The sequence below is a fragment of the Bdellovibrionota bacterium genome, assembly GCA_040386775.1.
Classification (GTDB): Bacteria; Bdellovibrionota; Bdellovibrionia; order Bdellovibrionales; family JAEYZS01; genus JAEYZS01.
Genome location: JAZKEU010000015.1, coordinates 55,616 through 74,307, shown reverse-complemented (window position 1 = coordinate 74,307; position 18,692 = coordinate 55,616). Strand labels below are relative to the sequence as shown.

The 18,692-nt window shown below is 38.0% G+C and carries 17 protein-coding genes and 1 riboswitch; of the genes, 9 read left to right on the top strand and 8 right to left on the bottom strand.

The window, feature by feature from the left end:
• Window positions 1-12 precede the first annotated feature (12 nt).
• A complete protein-coding gene (locus tag V4596_09120; GenBank protein ID MES2769295.1) occupies window positions 13-1,011 on the bottom strand; it encodes an endonuclease/exonuclease/phosphatase family protein in 999 nt (332 codons plus the stop codon).
• A riboswitch (purine riboswitch) is annotated at window positions 1,003-1,099 on the bottom strand. (Overlaps the previous gene by 9 nt.)
• 190 nt (window positions 1,100-1,289) lie before the next feature.
• Between V4596_09120 and V4596_09115 the strand changes: the two genes are divergently transcribed.
• Window positions 1,290-1,730: a ribonuclease H gene (locus tag V4596_09115; protein ID MES2769294.1), complete on the top strand. Its 441-nt coding sequence runs from the start codon at window positions 1,290-1,292 to the stop codon at window positions 1,728-1,730.
• Here the strand turns inward: V4596_09115 and V4596_09110 are convergent.
• Both V4596_09110 and V4596_09105 read right to left on the bottom strand, forming a co-directional pair.
• On the bottom strand, window positions 1,725-3,509 hold the full coding sequence (locus tag V4596_09110) for an ABC-F family ATP-binding cassette domain-containing protein (GenBank protein ID MES2769293.1): 1,785 nt from the start codon (window positions 3,507-3,509) through the stop codon (window positions 1,725-1,727). The genes V4596_09115 and V4596_09110 overlap by 6 nt on opposite strands.
• The gene (locus tag V4596_09105; GenBank protein MES2769292.1) at window positions 3,509-4,618 is read right to left on the bottom strand and encodes an ATP-binding protein; all 1,110 of its coding nucleotides are present in this window, start codon (window positions 4,616-4,618) and stop codon (window positions 3,509-3,511) included. The genes V4596_09110 and V4596_09105 overlap by 1 nt, the downstream gene beginning before the upstream one ends.
• A 137-nt stretch (window positions 4,619-4,755) precedes the next feature.
• On the opposite strand from V4596_09105, the gene V4596_09100 reads away from it, so the two are divergent.
• The 3 genes from V4596_09100 to V4596_09090 are packed head-to-tail and all read left to right on the top strand — an operon-like array spanning window position 4,756 to window position 6,628.
• Window positions 4,756-5,442: a pseudouridine synthase gene (locus tag V4596_09100; GenBank protein MES2769291.1), complete on the top strand. Its 687-nt coding sequence runs from the start codon at window positions 4,756-4,758 to the stop codon at window positions 5,440-5,442.
• Window positions 5,432-6,052 (top strand): tRNA-uridine aminocarboxypropyltransferase, encoded by a 621-nt coding sequence (locus V4596_09095; GenBank protein ID MES2769290.1) that lies wholly within the window; start codon window positions 5,432-5,434, stop codon window positions 6,050-6,052. The genes V4596_09100 and V4596_09095 overlap by 11 nt, the downstream gene beginning before the upstream one ends.
• A 60-nt stretch (window positions 6,053-6,112) precedes the next feature.
• Window positions 6,113-6,628: a DUF1993 domain-containing protein gene (locus V4596_09090; protein ID MES2769289.1), complete on the top strand. Its 516-nt coding sequence runs from the start codon at window positions 6,113-6,115 to the stop codon at window positions 6,626-6,628.
• Here the strand turns inward: V4596_09090 and V4596_09085 are convergent, their stop codons facing one another.
• Window positions 6,629-7,696, bottom strand: coding sequence for a hypothetical protein (locus V4596_09085; protein ID MES2769288.1), 1,068 nt, complete (start codon window positions 7,694-7,696; stop codon window positions 6,629-6,631). It abuts the gene before it with no gap.
• Window positions 7,697-7,845: 149 nt separating this feature from the next.
• Between V4596_09085 and V4596_09080 the strand changes: the two genes are divergently transcribed.
• Genes V4596_09080 through V4596_09070 form a run of 3 tightly spaced genes read left to right on the top strand, consistent with a single transcriptional unit; the run spans window position 7,846 to window position 11,553 of the window.
• Window positions 7,846-8,760: an AAA family ATPase gene (locus V4596_09080; GenBank protein MES2769287.1), complete on the top strand. Its 915-nt coding sequence runs from the start codon at window positions 7,846-7,848 to the stop codon at window positions 8,758-8,760.
• Window positions 8,696-9,655 carry a DUF58 domain-containing protein gene (locus V4596_09075; GenBank protein MES2769286.1) on the top strand — a complete coding sequence of 320 codons (960 nt, stop codon included), beginning with the start codon at window positions 8,696-8,698 and terminating at the stop codon, window positions 9,653-9,655. The genes V4596_09080 and V4596_09075 overlap by 65 nt, the downstream gene beginning before the upstream one ends.
• Window positions 9,652-11,553, top strand: coding sequence for a DUF3488 and transglutaminase-like domain-containing protein (locus tag V4596_09070; protein ID MES2769285.1), 1,902 nt, complete (start codon window positions 9,652-9,654; stop codon window positions 11,551-11,553). Before V4596_09075 ends, V4596_09070 begins: the two co-directional genes overlap by 4 nt.
• On the opposite strand, the gene V4596_09065 is transcribed toward V4596_09070, so the two are convergent.
• The 3 genes from V4596_09065 to hflX all read right to left on the bottom strand — a co-directional run bounded on the left by V4596_09065 (window position 11,543) and on the right by hflX (window position 14,729).
• The gene (locus tag V4596_09065; protein ID MES2769284.1) at window positions 11,543-12,211 is read right to left on the bottom strand and encodes a S1-like domain-containing RNA-binding protein; all 669 of its coding nucleotides are present in this window, start codon (window positions 12,209-12,211) and stop codon (window positions 11,543-11,545) included. The genes V4596_09070 and V4596_09065 overlap by 11 nt on opposite strands.
• Window position 12,212: 1 nt before the next feature.
• Entirely contained in the window at window positions 12,213-13,205 is a 993-nt protein-coding gene (locus V4596_09060) for a hypothetical protein (protein ID MES2769283.1), read from the bottom strand.
• 102 nt (window positions 13,206-13,307) lie between these two features.
• Complete coding sequence (gene hflX, locus V4596_09055; GenBank protein ID MES2769282.1) at window positions 13,308-14,729, bottom strand: GTPase HflX; 1,422 nt, start codon at window positions 14,727-14,729, stop codon at window positions 13,308-13,310.
• A gap of 259 nt (window positions 14,730-14,988) precedes the next feature.
• On the opposite strand from hflX, the gene V4596_09050 reads away from it, so the two are divergent.
• Window positions 14,989-17,163 carry a CHASE3 domain-containing protein gene (locus tag V4596_09050; protein MES2769281.1) on the top strand — a complete coding sequence of 725 codons (2,175 nt, stop codon included), beginning with the start codon at window positions 14,989-14,991 and terminating at the stop codon, window positions 17,161-17,163.
• 9 nt (window positions 17,164-17,172) lie between these two features.
• On the top strand, window positions 17,173-17,568 hold the full coding sequence (locus V4596_09045; GenBank protein ID MES2769280.1) for a response regulator: 396 nt from the start codon (window positions 17,173-17,175) through the stop codon (window positions 17,566-17,568).
• On the opposite strand, the gene V4596_09040 is transcribed toward V4596_09045, so the two are convergent.
• Entirely contained in the window at window positions 17,569-18,636 is a 1,068-nt protein-coding gene (locus V4596_09040; protein MES2769279.1) for a PA0069 family radical SAM protein, read from the bottom strand.
• Window positions 18,637-18,692 lie beyond the last annotated feature (56 nt).

Below are 18,692 nucleotides of genomic sequence, written 5' to 3'. Positions count from 1 at the left end.
TGGAGCTATTTTTTAATCTAGAGAGACTTGAACTGTGACAGGTAAATGGTCAGAAAACCCCTCTCCCGTTTTTGCATCAAAGCGTTTTGGAACTTTCTTTGCGTCATCCAACATCCATTGATGAGCTACAATTTTAAAAGAACTCCAATCTGGCTGAATTTTTGCATTTTTGAAAACAAAAATTCTATCCAGAGATGACCACTCACCTTTATGGTTGTGGGTTCCGGGCATTAATTTTACACCCAGGTCACGAGCTTCTTGTTCTGCATCGTGGAAGTCATTGGCTAAAACTTTAAAGGGATGCGGACGATCTGTATCAATAGTGTTGAAATCTCCCACCGCCATCACAAGATCGGATTTTTGGCCTTGAGCAAGCTCTAACAATTGTTCCGCACTTGCTACGCGCTCTTCTGCGGGATTGGCTTGGCTAGGCCAATGGTTGCCGAACACCGTAATCTTTTTTCCATTCACGTTGATTGTGACTTCTAGAATTCCTCTAGTATTTAATTTTTTACCATTCACAAACGTACTGTGACGCTTAGAAGATACGATAGGGTATTTTGAAATCACACCCACATCGATTCCTCTAGAATCGTCCCCTTCAATAAGAGCGCGGTGCTTGTAGGCTCCACCGAGAGCTCTGTCTACAAGCTCGTTGACAACTTTTAAGCTTTCAATTTCTTCTAAAACTACGATGTCAGGGTTTGATTCTTTAATGACGCGTCCTGAATTACGAAGGTGATCAGCGTAGGCTTTCTCACTCCAGTCTAAGTTCAAGCACTCTTCTTTATAGAAGCCTTCACTCATTGATTTACAATATTTCTGAGCTTCTTTTGATGCCTTCTTTGTTGCGATTGGAAGGTAAGTCCAATCGATTGTTCCAGCATCATGGGTGGTATCGAATAAATTCTCCACGTTATAAGCCATGATTGTAATTGTTTTTGACCCAGATACTGTCGCCATTGACGACACAGACACTAATAGAGCAATTGCTCCGATGATAAACTTCATATTCCCCCTCATAGATGAGCATTTACGGCGCTCAGTAGAAACACCAACCCTATTGTTGGCTTATATAAACGGCTTCTAAAGTCTTCTATGTGAAAATAATCGGGTCAATTAAATTAAATAATGGTGAGAAGCGCTGAGTCCAATCTGTAATGGCCTTAAATTTTCCTGTTTTCTAAGCAGAGTAGACTTTACATCAACCCAGAGATTCTCTTTATTTTACCAAGCTAAGTCCTTATAAACATTATATCGAGGGTTTTCTGAGTGGAAATGAAAAGACAATGCTAAAAAATAAAAAAGCCATCGAAATCTACACAGACGGAAGCGAGAAAGGGTCTTACGGATCTTGGGCTTTCGTGATGGTTCAAAACGGCAAAGTTCTTACGGAAGGATTTGGTCGCGAAAAGAAAACCACCAGTTACCGCATGGAATTTCAAGCCGCCATTGAAGCACTTAAAATTTTACCTCAGAGCTCTAAGGTTACTCTCTATACTGATTGTCGAATTCTTGTGGATACAATGACGCTTTGGAGTAAAGGCTGGAAGGCTAATGGTTGGATAAAGGCCAAAGGTCAAAAAATTCCTAACGTGGATATCATCATCGCTTTAGATTATCTCAGTCAAAATCACAAGATCACTTGGAAATGGGTAAAAGCTCACTCTGGAAAAACTCACAACGAGCGCGCCGATGAACTTTGTTTGAACGCTCGCGAACAGCTATAAATCTTCGGTTAGAGATTTCTTCTCTTCTTCCATATTTAACCATTCCGATTCTAGTTCTTGAATTTTAATAAAGTTATTGGCCATTTCCTGTCCCAACTCTCGAGAGGCATCTCCGGCAACGATTTTTTCGTTGATCTCGGAGTTTTGTTTTTCTAATTTTGCAATTGTCTCTTCGCACTGTTCAATTTTACGACTTAAAGTTCTTAGTTTTTTGTCACGCTCTCTTTTGTCTGTAGTTTTTTTAGTTTCGACAATCTTGACCGCAACTTTTTCAACCACGTCTTCTTCTGTCGCAAGTCTCTTCTGCAAACTCCAAACATACTCATCGTAGGTCCCTGGATAAAGCAATACTCCGCCGGAAGAAACTTCCAGAATCTTATTCCCTACTCTTTTAATAAAACCTCTATCATGGCTTACGACGACAAATGTACCTGTGTACTTGATCAGCGCTTGAGTGAGTGCCTCTACAGTTTGAAAATCCAAATGGTTCGTTGGTTCATCTAGAAGTAAGCAGGGAACTTTTTCGAGTAATAATCTTCCCAGGGCAACTCTAGATTTTTCGCCGCCCGAAAGCATTTGCACTTTTTTGTGAATGCGATCACCTGAGAAAAGTAAAGATCCTGCCATATTCAAAACTTCTTGGCGTTTCACATCATTATGGGCGGCATCTTCTAGCGATTCCATCACCGTGTGATTTGGATTTAGCACTTCAATCACGTGCTGGTTAAAAATTCCTATTTTCACTTCATAACCCAATTCTCTTGTTCCATCCAGAGGCTTTAGCGTACCGACGATACCTTTGAGTAGCGTGGATTTACCTGCGCCGTTCAATCCCACCACGGCCACGTGATCGCCTCTTTTTATCTCTAGTGAAATATCGCTGATGACTTTTTTCTCTGAATAGCCAAAAGATGCTTTCTCGAGCTTGATAATGGATTTGCCAACATGTGGAGGCTCTGGGATTTGAATGCTGGCACCCACAGGAAGATCTTTGATCGCAATGTTTTCCATGCGGTCCAAGGATTTCAGTCTACTTTGCGCCTGCTTGGCTTTGTTCGCCGAAGCTCCAAATCTCGCTACGAAATCCAAAACCACTTTTCTTTTGTCGGCTTGGCTGCGCGCTTTAGCCTCAAGTTGTGTTCTTAAGAGTTCTTTTTGATCAAAGTAATCATCAATGTTTCCATTGTACTTTACGATCTCGCCGGCCTCGACTTCTAAAATATGATCCGTGGTTCTTCTTAAAAATTCACGGTCATGAGAAATAAGTAAAAACGCACCCTCGTAGCTTTGCAAAAAAACTTCCAACAATAGCGTGGTTTCTAAATCCAAATAGTTTGTGGGTTCATCGAGCAGTAAAAGATTTGGATCTTGCCCCAACAATCCCAACAGCTTAATCCGCATTCTATATCCACCACTCAAACTCATGATCTTCTTTTCGAAAATATCTTCCGTGACTTTAAGTTCTCTTCCCATGGTCTTGACTTGCCAAAGTGGGAGCTTAGATATGCGTTCCAAGTAGCTGTTTCCAGTTTCATCAGCGTGCCAATGATCGTGTTGAGACAAATAGCCTAAGGAAAGAGATCTGGATTTGACGATTTGTCCTTCATCGAGATCTTCTTCGCCGATGAGAATTTTAAAAAGCGTGGTTTTGCCCGCACCATTGGGACCGATCACACCCACATGCTCACCTTCGTTAAGCGCAAATGTTGCCTGATCAAACAGCACTTGCATACCGAAGGCCTTATTGCCGCCATTCAATTGGAGTAGATTTTGAGACATCACTTAGTTTTTTTTAGAATTGTAAATATAAATTTTGCACCTTCGCCAATTTTACTTTCACACCAAATTTCTCCACCCAGAAGACTGACCACACGCTTCACTGTGGCAAGCCCTAACCCGCTGCCTTGATATTCTTTTGTGCTGTTAAGACGTTTGAAAGGTTCAAAAATAGATTTGCTGTGATTATCATCAAAGCCAATTCCATTGTCCTGCACACTGATAGTCCATTTATCTTCATCTTCGCTCTCAACTTCAATTTTAATTACCGATGGATTTTTACTTTTAAATTTTAAGCTATTACCAATTAAATTTTGTAGTAATTGATGAACTAGCATTGGGTCTGCTTGAATCGTTGGAAGGTTATCATAAATGAGTTTTGCCTCCCCTTTATTTATATCTTCAGCTAAACTGGTCTCAACCTCATAAACAGCTTCATTGAGATTTACATCTTTGATGAGTGCAGTCTCATGCCCCAACTGTGCGTAGGCCAGAAGCCTTTCAATCAAAAGCAGCATGCGCTCACCTGAAGACTGAATAGCTTTAAAGCTTTTTAGAGTTTGATCACTAGGATTAGGATAACCGTCTTGGATGATATCTATAAATCCAATGATGGTTGCAATAGGTGATCTCAGATCATGGGCTGCAATCGCCGCAAATCTTTCCAGTTCGGCGTTGCTGCGTTTTAATTCTTCATTTAAACACTCTGCAATGAGTATGCGACTCTCGGAAAACTCTGTACCAGCAACAACCTCTGCTTCATCAATCAAAATATGAATAATATTTTGTTCTTCAGCGGAAAGAATATGGTCCTCACTTAAAATTTCTATTACTGCTAAACGAAGTATCGAATACTCGCGCAATACTTCTGCTAAAGAATAATCTTCAATCTTTGATCTTAGATTTCCATGAATTTTACTCACATGCTCGGTTCTTTTCATTTCTGTGTGATGCTCTTCTTTTCGGAGAGCAGCAAACAATCGGTCTATAAACTGTGGCAAATGATCTAAGAGTTCAATCCGAGGCTGGCCCCTGATTTCAGGGCACTTTACACGGACTTTCTTTTCCCATAACTCCAATATACGTCTCTTAGTATTTTCATCCAATTTCATCGTTTTACTCCGGTGGAAGAACCTTAGCACAATTATGTGATTTTGGTAAAATATATTGAACTAAAAGTCACTAATATGGGATATTATATTTGATTGTGACAATATCTATAATTTTCCAAGATCAATACTTAATAGCAGTGAATAAGCCAGCAGGAATTTTGGTTCATCGCACAAAAATGAATTTTGGTGAGACCGAATCTGTTGTAAATTCTTTAAGGGATCAGCTGGGAGCTCAAGTATTTCCCGTTCATCGTCTCGATAAACCCACCTCTGGAACGCTAGTATTTGCACTTTCCTCAGACATCGCAAGAATTATGCAAACCGAGTTCGTAGAACGCCGAGTTCACAAAAAATACCTCGCCATTGTTCGGGGTTACGTCAAAGAAGACATCACTATCGATTATCCTCTAAAAGAAGAACTCGATAGAATTGCGGATAAAAAAGCCAGACAAGATAAACCTGCACAAGAAGCGATCACAAAAATAAAAGTTCTTGCCCAAATCGAACTACCTTTTGAAGTTGATAAATATCCAACGAGTAGATACTCCCTTGTGTTGGCTATGCCGGTCACGGGCAGAAAGCATCAAATCAGACGCCACTTAAGACACATCAATCATCCCATTATTGGCGACACAACTCATGGAGCGGCTAAACACAATAAATTTTTTGAAAATGAATTTAAAATCAAAAGATTGTTATTGGCGTGTACCGAACTTTCATTTATACATCCAAAAACAAACATGCAAATGAATATCAAAGCCACGCTGCCTGATGACTTTAAAAATCTTATGATAAAATTAAATTGGAATGATCATGTCGTCTGATTTAACTTTAGATAGACAAAGAAAAACTAAAAATCCCTGCTTGGAATGTTACCTTCACAAAGAAATTTGTATGTGTGACCTTATTCCTACGATTGAAATTAAAACTAGAATCGCCCTCGTCGTTCATGCCAAAGAACTGAAGCGACCAACAAACACAGGTAGACTTGCTATCAAAGCACTTTCGAATAGCGTAATGAGAATTCGAGGTTTGGATAAAAAAACCTTAGATCTTTCCGATCTTCTGAATAATAACTACCGGAGCTTGGTTTTTTATCCTTGCGAAGGCTCCGTGGAATTGACTAAGGAATTGGCCAATGAAAGCGACAAACCTATTCAATTGATTGTACCGGATGGAAATTGGCGCCAAGCCAGCAAGGTTCATCATCGCCACAAAGAACTAGCAGCGCTACCTCGAGTTATGATATCTACGCCAAATACCAATAAGTTTTTTATGCGCAAAGAAAATACTCCCGAAGGCATGGCCACATTGCAAGCTATTGCTCACGCGCTCAAAATAATTGAAGGCGATGCGGTGTATGAAGCTCTCATTAACGTATATAACGAAAAATTAAAAAGAACGCTTCAAGCCAGAGGTCTCTGGAAGGAATAAGCCTTGATTTTTTGATGTCTCAGGAGAAGTATATCTGTTCACCCAAACACGAGGTATATTATGAACATCGGCATTACAGAAGTTACCACTCAACAATTTATCTGGGGACTAGAACAACTTAAAAATATTTTATCAAAAGCCCAAGGCTTTGCTGAAACTAAAAAAATAGATATGTCAGTTCTATTCAACACTAGGCTCATTGCGGACCAATTTCCACTTTCGCGTCAAATTCAAATCACTTGTGATACGGCAAAAATGTTTGTCGGCCGACTCACAAACTTGGAAGTTCCAAGCTTCAAAGACGAGGAAACAACTCTTGAAGAATTTATGAAAAGAATCGACAACACTATTGCGGTTCTAGAAAAAGTAAAACCCGAGCACTTCTCTGGGTATGAATCTAAGAAGATCACTTCCTCTTTCAAACCCGGAATGGTTATGGATGGAAAGACTTACTTGATCCAACATGCAATCCCGAACTTCAATTTTCATTTTACAACTGCTTATTCGATTTTAAGATCTAATGGCGTTGATATTGGGAAGAACGACTACCTTGGACCCATCTGGAAACAAGGCTAATCATTTCTCTTGAGTATCTCGAATTGAAAGCTCGTACTTAAGTTCTAAGATTTTTTTACGGGCTTTCTTTATAGCTCTTTCAGCTGTTTTTCTGCTTTCAGAATTTAAAATTTGAGTTTTACTATCGAGTGCATCTTCTATTTCATAAATAGTGCTTTGATAAAGCTCTATTTTTTCTTCTAAATTTTTGATATGCAGCAACCTTTTCATTTCTTCTTCACCTAAATCTGTCTGCGTTGCTTTTAGAGGTTTGGCTAAGAAATTTTTACTTCTGATAAAATCAATATCTTCTTTTGCAGAATCTAGCATATTCCAGCCACATTGATTCAAAAGAAGTAATTTGCCTTTCAAAAAATTATCGGGTTTATACTTTTGATAATTAAATACTACTGGAGTATTGAATTCGATTTGGCACCCTTCGGGCCTTGATTTTTTATAGCACTTATCTCCAGTTAAGTGCCTACTGTAGACATCCACGGACATGGGCTCCTCTGCATACTGAGGATCTAAAATTCTTTTTTCAATCTTCCCATTGGCGAGCTTTACATCTACACTCACTGCATAGTGATAACCCCGCTCTAAAAGCGGAGAATATTGATTGAAGCCCACGATTTCATTTTTTTCGTTTTTAACTAAACCCACAAGAGTGGGACTCAAAAATCCCGCAATTTCTACTTTGTATCCAGCTTTTGATAACTTTTCTGCCAAGATGTAAGCTCTCTGCAAACACATCCTGGCAGGATCTTCCATTTTTAAATAAGGATCTTTTTTAAATTCTTGAAAGACTTTATGCAAATCTTCTTCTGCGATATCTTTTTGTTGCTGGTAACAATTTTTATAAAGTCCAGCCTGGCAATCGGTGAATGCACGGGAAAATTTGTTATCGAAATTTCTAGGCGCTCGTATAGAAAGTTTTACTCTCTGATCCCAAATTTCTTTTAATTTTTTGCATGGAGGCTGAGATAATAATGAAGTGTGAATAACATCTTCAAGACCAAAAATATTTTGTACATCTTCACATTTCTCTTTAGCCATTAAAGACGGACTTAAAGAAAAAATGAAAATCATTATAATAATAAACTTAAATACCTTATACATATCCATAACATTCATCGGATTATTGATGTGGCTTGTAAAGACGCTGAAGCAAGGCGAAAGCCTAGGAATATCTCTAAAAATAGGTTCAATCATATTGAAATTCAGATTATAAATATCAGATGCAACCTGTATTTGAAAAACTCATCAATGAAACATCTAATATCGTTCTCGATAAGTCCCAAGAAATTAAACTGGCAGTAACCTGTTTGCTCTCTGGAGGACATCTCTTGATTGAGGATGTTCCTGGTGTTGGTAAAACTACGCTTGTACAAACTCTTGCAAAGCTCTCTGGTCTTGAAACCAAGAGAATTCAATTCACTGTCGATCTTCTGCCTGCCGATATCTTGGGTGGTCAGGTTTACAATTCTCGTGATCATAAATTTGAATTTCACCAAGGACCACTTTTTACTCAGATGGTTTTAGCTGATGAATTGAATAGAGCTAGTCCTAGAACGCAAGGAGCTCTGCTTCAAGCCATGGAAGAAAATCAAATCTCTTTAGATGGAAAGAACTGGCCTCTACCGGAACCATTCTTTGTTATTGCAACTCAAAATCCTCATCAGCAGATGGGAACTTTTCCTTTGCCAGAAAGTCAGCTGGATCGGTTTCTTATGAGTTTAGAATTGAATTATGCTTCCAAAAAAACCGAAATCGAACTTTTCAGATCTAAGGATTCTAGAGATAAAATCACAACTTTGAATTCGATTCTATCCAGTGCTCAGTTTGTGCAATTTAAAAAACAAGTTTCTGACGTTACTGTTTCAGAAATCATTGCTATTTATGTGAGTGATCTACTCGATAAGTCTAGAGGTCTCAAAAACGGCTCGGTTCCTCTCTCTACAAGAGCTGGAATTGCCCTCATCAAGGCCGGCAAAGCCTGGGCGTTCATTGAAGGTAGAAATTATTTAAAACCCGAGGATATTCAGGCTGTGGCGATCTCAGTTTTAAGTCACCGCTTGGGAGGAAATCATGGCCGAAAATCTGGTCGAGAATGGGCTAAAGAACTACTTAGAGAAACTTCAGTCCCAATCTAAGCTATTCCAAAATAAAAAGAAGAAGCCTTATATTATTCCTACAGGTTTTGGAATAGCCTTTGGCTTGATCGTTTTGATGCTTCTTATGTTTGCCTTGGGTTATGCCAATAACCTTTTGGGAATCTTTGTTTTTTTACTTATCTCTTTTGCTGTCACCTCTATGTACATCGCTAATCGCAATATGCAGTTCACTTTTATAACTGATGTAACTGTTCAGCATGTATTTGCAGAACAAGAAAACAAGATTGGTGTTACGCTCAATAACAAATCTGATATTTCAAGATATGATTTCGAAATAACATATCAAAATGATCCAAAAAAAGAAAAAACCATTGTCCCAGAAATCGAGGCCCTTAGAGACAGCATCACTCAAGTTTCATTCACACCTTTGAAGCGTGGTTATCAAAATCTTCCACGCTTTTTAATCGAAAGCCACTACCCTTTTCAAATGTTAAGAACTTGGAGATACTTTAGAAGTAATGAACAAATTTTAGTTTACCCTGCTCTCAAAGGATCCCACGAATTCCCTGTGCGTGAAAAAAGTTCGAATGCACTAGGAGAGCAAGGTCTTTTCAGAGATCACAAAGTTTATTCTCCTGGGGATCCAATACGCAGAATAAATTGGCTTCAATCGAGCAAGCACCAAGAAGTTTTAATTAAAAACTATGAAAGTAACCAAGATCATTCTTATGATTTTTTTTGGGAACAGACAGCGACACTTAATAATTTTGAGGATCGAGTTTCACAGCTGGCTGTTTGGGTACATAATTGCGAAACGAATGGACATCAATACGCTCTCCATCTCAATAATAAAAAAATTGATTCGGGAAAAGGACTTATTCATTATAGAGATTGCATGAAGCTCCTCGCCCTTTTGAATGAGGAAGAGGTATGAAGTTCTCCTCTCAAAAGTATTTATCGTTTTCACTTATACTGCTCCTGGCAATGATCGCTTTTGATTCACCCATATGGATATCGCTTTTTTCTGGCCTACTTATTGGCTATAAAATTTTATCTGAAACTAAAAACTTCCCTATAATTTCAAGAAGAATCACTACGGCTTTAAGTATTTTACTCTTGGCTTTGATCTACGCACAGTTTCGAACTTTTTTAGGACAAGAAGCTTCTACGACACTGATTATGGGATTAACAGCACTCAAGATTGTTGATTATGAAAATCAAAGAGACCATAAATATCTAGTGATTCTAGGCTTCATGCTTTTAGCAATGAAACCTCTTTTCAGTTTAGATTTGTATTGGACACCCTTTTTATTCATAGGATTCTTTGGGCTTTGGTTATCTATGCTAAGTCCTAGCCAAAAAAAGCCTTTCCAATTCATATCGAGAATTTTTGTCCTATCTATTCCAATGACCGTAGTCCTTTTCTTTTTATTTCCAAGAGTAATTCTGCCTTGGGCCAAGAAAAATTCTCGTCCTCAAAGTAAAACTGGATTTTCAGAGCAACTTTCTCCTGGCACAACATCAGAGCTTGTTCAGACTAATGTTTTAGTCTTTAGAACAAAGTTTTTTAATTTTACGCCAAGACCTAATCAACTTTATTGGAGAGGCGCTGTACTCAATAAGTCTGAAGGACTCAGTTGGAAAATTGAAGGGGATAGAAATTCTTCTAATAATAAAAATATTATTTCCAGCGAAAATACTAGAAGAATAAAATATGACGTCTACTTAGAACCAGGGAATCAAACTTATATATTTGCTTTAGAAACTCCTAATTCAATAAATGGAGAAACTTTTTTTGTAAGGTCATTAGAAGGATCTATTTTTAGATCCAATCTTTCTTTAGAAAAAACTTTTCTCTATCGAGGAATTTCAACTTTTGGGGCATTTGACACGACAAGGCCTGGCGCACAGGACCTGCAAGTCCCGGAACTTTCATCAAAAGTTCAAAGCTTCGTGGATCAAAATAAATCTAAACTTGAATCTGATAGAATCAAAGCTCTCAATAATTTCTTTGTCTCTTCTAAATTCAAATATACATTGAACCCTGGAGTTTATGGCGAAAATGAATTGGAAGAATTTCTCTTTGATCGCAAGGAAGGTTTCTGCGAACACTTTGCAGGTGGTTATGCAACGCTTGCTCGTGCGATGGGAATCCCGGCTCGCGTGATCGTGGGCTTTCAAGGCGGTGCATGGAATAGCTTCGGTGACTTCTGGAGAATCTCTACAAAAGATGCTCATGCTTGGGTAGAAGTTTATCTAGAGAACCGCTGGCAAAGAATTGACCCGACAGCACTAGTTACGCCCATGAGGATTGAACTGGGTGCAGAACAATTCTTTGAGGATGCTCTTGCTTCAAGAACTGATACTCAAAAAAACTTTCAAAAGATGTATGAGAGCGTTCTCGCGTGGGTCGAAAACATCAATTATACTTGGATGGCTTTCCTAATCGATTTTGATAAAGAATATCAAAAAGACCTTATTCAAAGTATTAGACAGAATCTAGGATGGATATTGCTGGGATTTATTTCTCTTCTAATTTCAGTAAAAATTATTTCTCAGTGGCTATTAAATAAATATGAAAATACAAATGAATATCAGGTTTTACTTCGAGAAATATTTACCTTTGGAAATAAAAAAGGATTACCTAGGTCTAAAGATGAATCTCCCGAAAAATATTTAGAAAGACTCTCTGGAAAATTTCAGACACTTAGACCATTTTCAAAAGAATTTGTAAAAAGCTATGAGTCGAATTTTTATGAAAATAAAACTACAGGATTTAGTAAGGATTTAAAGAAATCTTGGAAAAAAGCGAAATCACAAATCACTTCTTAATGAGTCTAATTCCATCATCAGAGATTGTGATCAATCTTTTTTTGTAAAGAGCACCCAAAGCAATTTTATATTTCTTTTTACTTACTCCAAATAATCCATGAATGTATTCCGATGGAGTTTTATCGTGAATTGGCAAAAAACCTTCTTTGGCATTTAGTAATTCTAAAATCTTCTCATCAATTCCTGCAGCTGCTTTGTGACCCGTTGTTCCCGATTGAAGACTTAAATCTACTTTTCCGTCAGGTCTTAATGCTTTGATGTAACCTTTGATTTTTTGTCCATAACTAAGCTCTTGAAAGACTTCGTTCTTAAAAAGAACGCCAATGTGCTTGCTATCAATAATTGCTTTAAAGCCAAGATCTGTGCGTGCTGCGATCAAAAGATCAACTATATCCCCAGCCTTGTAGGACATTGGAAACGTGGCCTTATTGCGATTAAGCCTCATAGAAGCTGCAACTCTTTCTGCTTTATCGAGATAAGTATAAATAATTATTTCATCGCCAGACTTAAGATCTTCAGTTTGTTCAGCGTAAGGCAAGAAAAGGTCCTTGGGCATTCCCCAATCTAAAAATGCACCAACTTCTTCTACTGCTACAACTTTGAGAAGTGCGAACTCGCCTAATTTAACTGTTGGTTCTAATGCAATTGATTCTGTCATATTAATTTACTTTAAAATTCCTTGTGAACTGCGTTTCAACTAAAAGTCCAGCGTCCCCATCTCTGATACGCATTCCAAAAATCCAGTTATCATTTTTTCCAAATGTGCGACTCGGTTCGAAGTAATAGTTCTTACCATATCCGTATGAGTTTTTAACTAATAAATTGAGTTTATCAATGTCAGATGGGTTTGGATGGATATCAGCATAAATAACAATAAAACTCCACTCTCCTCTTTTGAATAAAGATTCAAAATGCGAACCAATTTTTTCATCACCCGAAAGTAAAGCTTCGGCCGCGACAGATTCCAGCGATACAACTCTAAGCCATTTAAAGTACTCATTCATCGCATACTTTAAACCTGCTCTAGAATACAATGTGTCTTCGTATTCTGAAACATTTACGAATAATGAGTTTCCTTTTCCAAATTTTTGATTCACTTCAGCTTGAAGATAATTAATGCCTTCGTGCTTTCTTTTGAATACATTTGGAGTTTTTAAATCGCTAATTTCACCTACCGAAAGATACCAAGTTCTATTCTTATCTTCGATAATAACTCTAACACCATCAACCCAACCGTAATCTGTAAGACCCAGTCTTCCATTTGTCATTACCGGCATTGCTCCGGCTTGGAGTATTACTTTTTCATTGATACATGAGTAATCCACGTAGAGTCTTCTGAGATTGATATCATAGGCTTCTGATCCATCAGCCAAATTTGTGATTAGCCATTCGCTATTGTAGTTCTGACCACTCGTAAGACGGGCATTTAATTTTACGCAACCTGCTTTATCAAGCTTTACCCAGCCATCGACTCTAATCTGTCCACGCACGGTGTGTTGCATATCATTGGATTTTTCTTCCCAACGATCCACCGCCCTTACACGTCCTTTGATACCAAACCAATCGTCGTTTTTAACTGACGACTCGCTTTGAGCAAATGAACCTTGAGCAATGAACGTAAAAATTATCGCTAAAATATATATAATATTCATGAATTAGAACCCCATACCCGTCATATTAGTAACGGTATTTACTTAGCAAAATGGGTGCCCTGTTAGCAGTTGCGCCACCGAAAGGTGCGGGGTACCTTTTGGTTATTGGCGGCGGATTGCGGTTGTGATTTGGCCTTTGATTTTTTTTAGATTTTCTGGGGTTGCTCTCACTAGAAGCTTTGCTCCGTTTTCGTCGTATTTTTCTGATAAAACGCGCATACGAGATCTGATTTCTCCAATGATTCCTTTTGCAAAATATGGGACTAAGATTTCTTCGTCCACCATATCTTCTTCAAAATAACTTAAGATTTTTTCTCTTAAAGCAGTGAGATCCTCTTTTGATCTTGTGCTGAGTAGGAATGCATCGGGAAACTCTTTTTGGAGCTCTTCTTTTTCGTAGTCTTTAAGTTTATCTTGTTTATTTAAAACTAAAAGATGAGGAACATCCGTTGCGCCAACTTCACCTAAAACCTTCTTAGTCACTTCTAATTGTGATCTAAAAGAAGGGTCAGCGCTGTCCACCACGAACAATAGTAACGAAGCACTTAAAGCCTCATCTAGCGTTGATTTAAAAGACGCCACCAAGTCATGGGGAAGCTTTTTAATAAATCCAACTGTATCCGAAATTAAAATCTTGGGACGAGATTCTGGAAACATAGGACGAATTGTTGTATCCAAAGTCGCAAATAATTTATCAGCAATTAAAACTTCGCTGCCCGTCATTGCTCTCATCAGAGATGATTTTCCGGCATTGGTGTAACCTACTAGAGCCACAGAAATTTCCTGTTGGCGTCTTGACCTTCTTGTCAAGTGCTCTTGACCAATGGCCGCCAATTCATTTTTTAATTCTTTGATTCGGTCTCTAATATTTCTTTTATCTAGTTCTAGGGCTGATTCACCGCCGCCACGACCGCTGGTCCCGCCGCCTCCTCTGCCATCACCGACACCCGCTTCTCGAATTCTTGGAGTAAGATATGCAAGTCTTGCAATCTCAACTTGAAGTCTCGCCGCCTTTGTTCTTGCGTGACGAGAAAAAATCTCGATGATCACGCCCGTTCTATCGATAACAGATTTTCCTAATGCACTTTCTAAATTTCTAAGTTGGGATGGAGTTAAATCCATATCGAAGATTACAACATCAGCTTCTTGAACCGGTTGTTGAGTTTGGGCTGTTGATTCTTCGAGAATTTCTGCTTCTTCAAGCTCAACCGAAACCTCTTCTGCTGTTTCTTCTTCAACTTCTTCTTCAGGTTTATTTTTGTCAAATTTTAAAGCAGCTTTTGATAATTTGCGAACGGCCATGGAAGCAACTGTTCCATTTCCCCCAGTCCATTTAGCAAGTTCTTTAAGCTTACCTTCTCCAACTACAGTTCCCCCACGTTCTGAGGATCTTTTTTGCGTGAGTTGCCCCACCACTTCATAACCTAAAGTGTTAACAAGCCTCGAAAGCTCCTGAAGGGAGCTTTGAAGATCATGATCTGACATGCTGGGAAGTTGGATTCCGACTAGGACTGCTTTTTTCATTGTTACCTTTTCAGATTAGATTAGCATGGAGTTTTGAATAGATCTAGAGCTCTCTGAAAAATCATAGTTTAAGGTAATTCTTTCCTCAAATTTTACCCCGTAAAGCCTTAAAGAGATTGTTAACGTATTACTTTAACTATTTATTCTTCCCTAAGGTGACATTCGAGGGCGATTAATATACCTGGACCTTTTGAATTTTCTCAAGAAGGGCACTTCTAAAACTTGTCCGATGAAATAAATTTTGTAACAATTTAATACTATGATAAATATATTTAGAAAAAAGAGCGTTACCGTTTTCTCAATCGTAGCGGGCTTTATAGTTTTAGTTGCTACAGGGCTAGTGTTATTTAAAACCTCTCATCTCTTTCAAGAAGAATCGGCCTGGAGAGACCACAGTAAAGATGTGATCAATACAATTTATGAATTAAAATTTTTTCTCGTGAATGCAGAAACTGCTGAGCGTGGCTATGCTATTGCTCAGAAGGAAGAATTTTTAGATCCTTATAAAGATTCGGAAGAAAAAATCAAAATCTATCTTGAAATTCTAAGAGAAAAAACCAAAGACAATCCCTACCAACAAGCGCTACTTCCAGAACTTCAAAATTTAATAAGCAAAGAAATGAATTTCTTGTCCAGTGTCATTGAGCAAGTTCGAAGCGGAAAAGTAGAGGTTGCGCGAAAAAGAGTTCAAAGCGGCGAAGGCAAGCAGATCATGGACCAAATTCGATTACAAATGGCCAAGATCGAAGAACTTGAAACCAGGCTTTTGGATGAAAGAAGTTTAAACGCTAGAGAAACAGCCAGATTTCTAGACACTACAATGTATGTCGGACTTTTTTTAATTTTGGCTCTTATGTTTATTGCTTGCTCTAATATGTATTATGACATTCGAAAAAAACGCGTAATTCAAAGACAACTCCGAGACTTAAAACAGAAAGCTATTGAAGCTTCCCAAATGAAGTCTGATTTTTTGGCAAATATGAGCCATGAAATTAGAACGCCCATGAATGGTATTTATGGAATGATCGAGCTTATGCAAAAAACAAGTCTTACAGCTGAGCAAAAAGATTTCATGCAAACTCTACAACAATCTTCTGAAGCTTTATTAGCCCTCATCAATGACATATTGGATTTGTCTAAGATCGAAGCTGGAAAACTAGAATTAGATATTACGCCATTTGAAATCAAGCAACTTATTCTTTCTGCTTCCAAAAGTATGGAATACTCCGCAAAGCACAAACATTTAGAACTTAAAATTTCTTATGATGATAGTATTCCTGAATTGGTTCTAGGTGATTCTCTAAGATTAAGGCAAATTATTTTAAACCTTGTCGGAAACGCTATTAAGTTTTCGCACAAGGGTCTTATCAACATAAATGTAAAATTAAAGGAAACCAAAGACTCTTTAGCCATTGTGCATTTTGAAGTTATAGATCAGGGCGTAGGTTTTGATGAAACCATTAAAGCAAAACTTTTCAGTGCATTTTCACAAGCAGACAGTACAACTACAAGAAAATTTGGAGGCACAGGCCTGGGCTTATCTATTTGTAGATTGCTCGTTCAAATGATGAATGGAAAAATCGATGTGAGTAGTGTTCCGGGGAAAGGTTCTAAGTTTTGGTTTGAGATACCTTTTGATGCTTCGATTTGCAGAATTGAACAAGCAAATATTCTTCAAGACAAACCCTTCGATCTCAAAAATCAACCTTACGTGTTAGTTGCTGAAGATAATATCGTAAACCAAAAAGTTATTGCAAATTTGCTGTCTAAAATGAATTGCAAGTACAAGATCGTAAGTAATGGCCAAGACGTCATAGACCTTCTAGCAAAAGAAGTTTTTGATTTGATTTTAATGGATTGTCATATGCCTATAATTGATGGTTACGAAGCAACAAAAATAATTCGCAAAGGAAAAAATCAACCCAACATTCCAATCATCGCAGCCACAGCAAGCGTTATTAAAGGCGAAAAAGAAAAGTGTCTCGCCGCTGGAATGAACGATTATCTCTCCAAACCTATGCCATTTGACAAACTTCTAGGAAAAATCGGCGAATGGACAAGTAAGCAAAATATAAAAACAGAACCCGTAGAGATTAATCCCACGGCCCTCCAAAAGATAAAAGCTCTAAGCGATGACGACGGAGATCTTCTCCAGGAAATTGTCCAAATTTTAATTAAAACTTTTCCAACCGATCTTTCTGATATGAAAAACCTGCTTAACCATTCCAATTATCAGGATCTTTCTGATCGCGCACATCGATTAAAATCAACATGCAGCCATTTAGGTATTATATCGATGGTAGAAATTTGTTCCTTCATTGAGGAAAAAGCATTAGCCAAAAACGAACTGGTAATGAGGCAAAAATTAGATGATCTCGAAAAATCATACATCGAAGCAATAATAGAGTTAAAAAAACTTAAAGTTGTAAGCTAGGAGCTAAAAGTGATCACATGGAATAAAAAAGTAGCACTGATAGTTGATGACAATGAAGTTGACCGCATAGTTCTCAAACAAATTCTTAAAAAAATCGGTATCAAATACATTCATGAGGCTGAAGATGGAAGCCTAGCGTTGTTCAAGCGGGACAATATCATTGCCACAGATGGACAAATAGATTTTATTTTTATTGATGTGAAGATGCCAAGAGTTGATGGAAAAAAACTTTTAATGTATTTGAAAACAAATCCTTATACAGAAAAATCAAAAATCATTATGGTATCAGGAGTAAATGATAAATACGAAGTCGAAGAGATTGTTGCTTCAGGTGCAAATGACTACATCATAAAACCTGTTGATGCCGAAATTCTACGAAAGAAGTTAGAGAAGCTCATAGAATAATTAAAGGAGTTCTAATTGGTGACTTGGACGTTTAAAGAGTTTCGTAGTTAATTTTGAGGATGTTAAATTTAAATTGTATCTTTTCGTAAAAACCTCAAAGACATTCGCTATACTTTGTGCTTTTTCGCCTACCCCACTCATACGTGTTTCATAACTAGAGTCATAGAGTTTTCCGCCACGCATTTCTTTAATATAGTTAATTACCCTATCTGCTTTTTCTGGATAATTAGATTTAATCCATTCTACAAAAATATCCTTAACAGAATGAGGGAGTCTTAAGACCACAAAACCTGCTCGAGTGGCTCCGGCATGTGCTGCCGCCTCCAAGATTTTTGGCATTTCGTGATCAGTAAGACCTGGGATGGTGGGAGCCACATTCACACCAGTGGGAATCCCCGCCTCCGCCAGAAGCTTTATAGCCTCCAGCTTTGCCGGGGGTGATGAAGTTCTTGGTTCTAATTTTCTAGCAAGTTCGACGTCTAACGTAGTGATGGAAAGAGTCACACTTACTAATTTCTTTTTTGCAAGCTCGCTCAATATATCTATGTCCCGAGTTACCAGATGATTTTTAGTCACGATGAACAACGGATTATTGAACTCATTAAATATCTCTAAACACCTCCTTGTGAGTTCTAGTTTTCTTTCGATGGGCTGGTAGCAGTCCGTGATCCCACTTATAAAAATGGGTTCTGGCTTCCAGCTCTTCGACATAAATTTCTCCCGTAATAATTCAGGAGCATTCATTTTTACAAAGATCTTAGACTCGAAGTCTAAACCTGCGGAATATCCAAGATACTCATGCGTAGGTCTTGCGTAACAGTAAGCACACCCATGTTCGCAACCGCGATATGAATTCAACGTATACGTAAATCCTAAATCTGGGCTCTCATTACTCGTAACGATAGATCTTGCCTGATCTTCATAAAACTTTGTTTTTAAAGTTAATACATCCTCCGGATCCACCCACTCAAAGTGAGAAAGATCCAATTCGTGTGTTTGTTTTTCAAATCGTCCGTTCTCATTCTGCAATGCAGATCTACCGGGCGTATTTAGGAAAGGTTTCTTCATTTTAGGTACACCTATTCCTTATGCTGATTTTTCAAGCCATCATTAAAATTCTATTC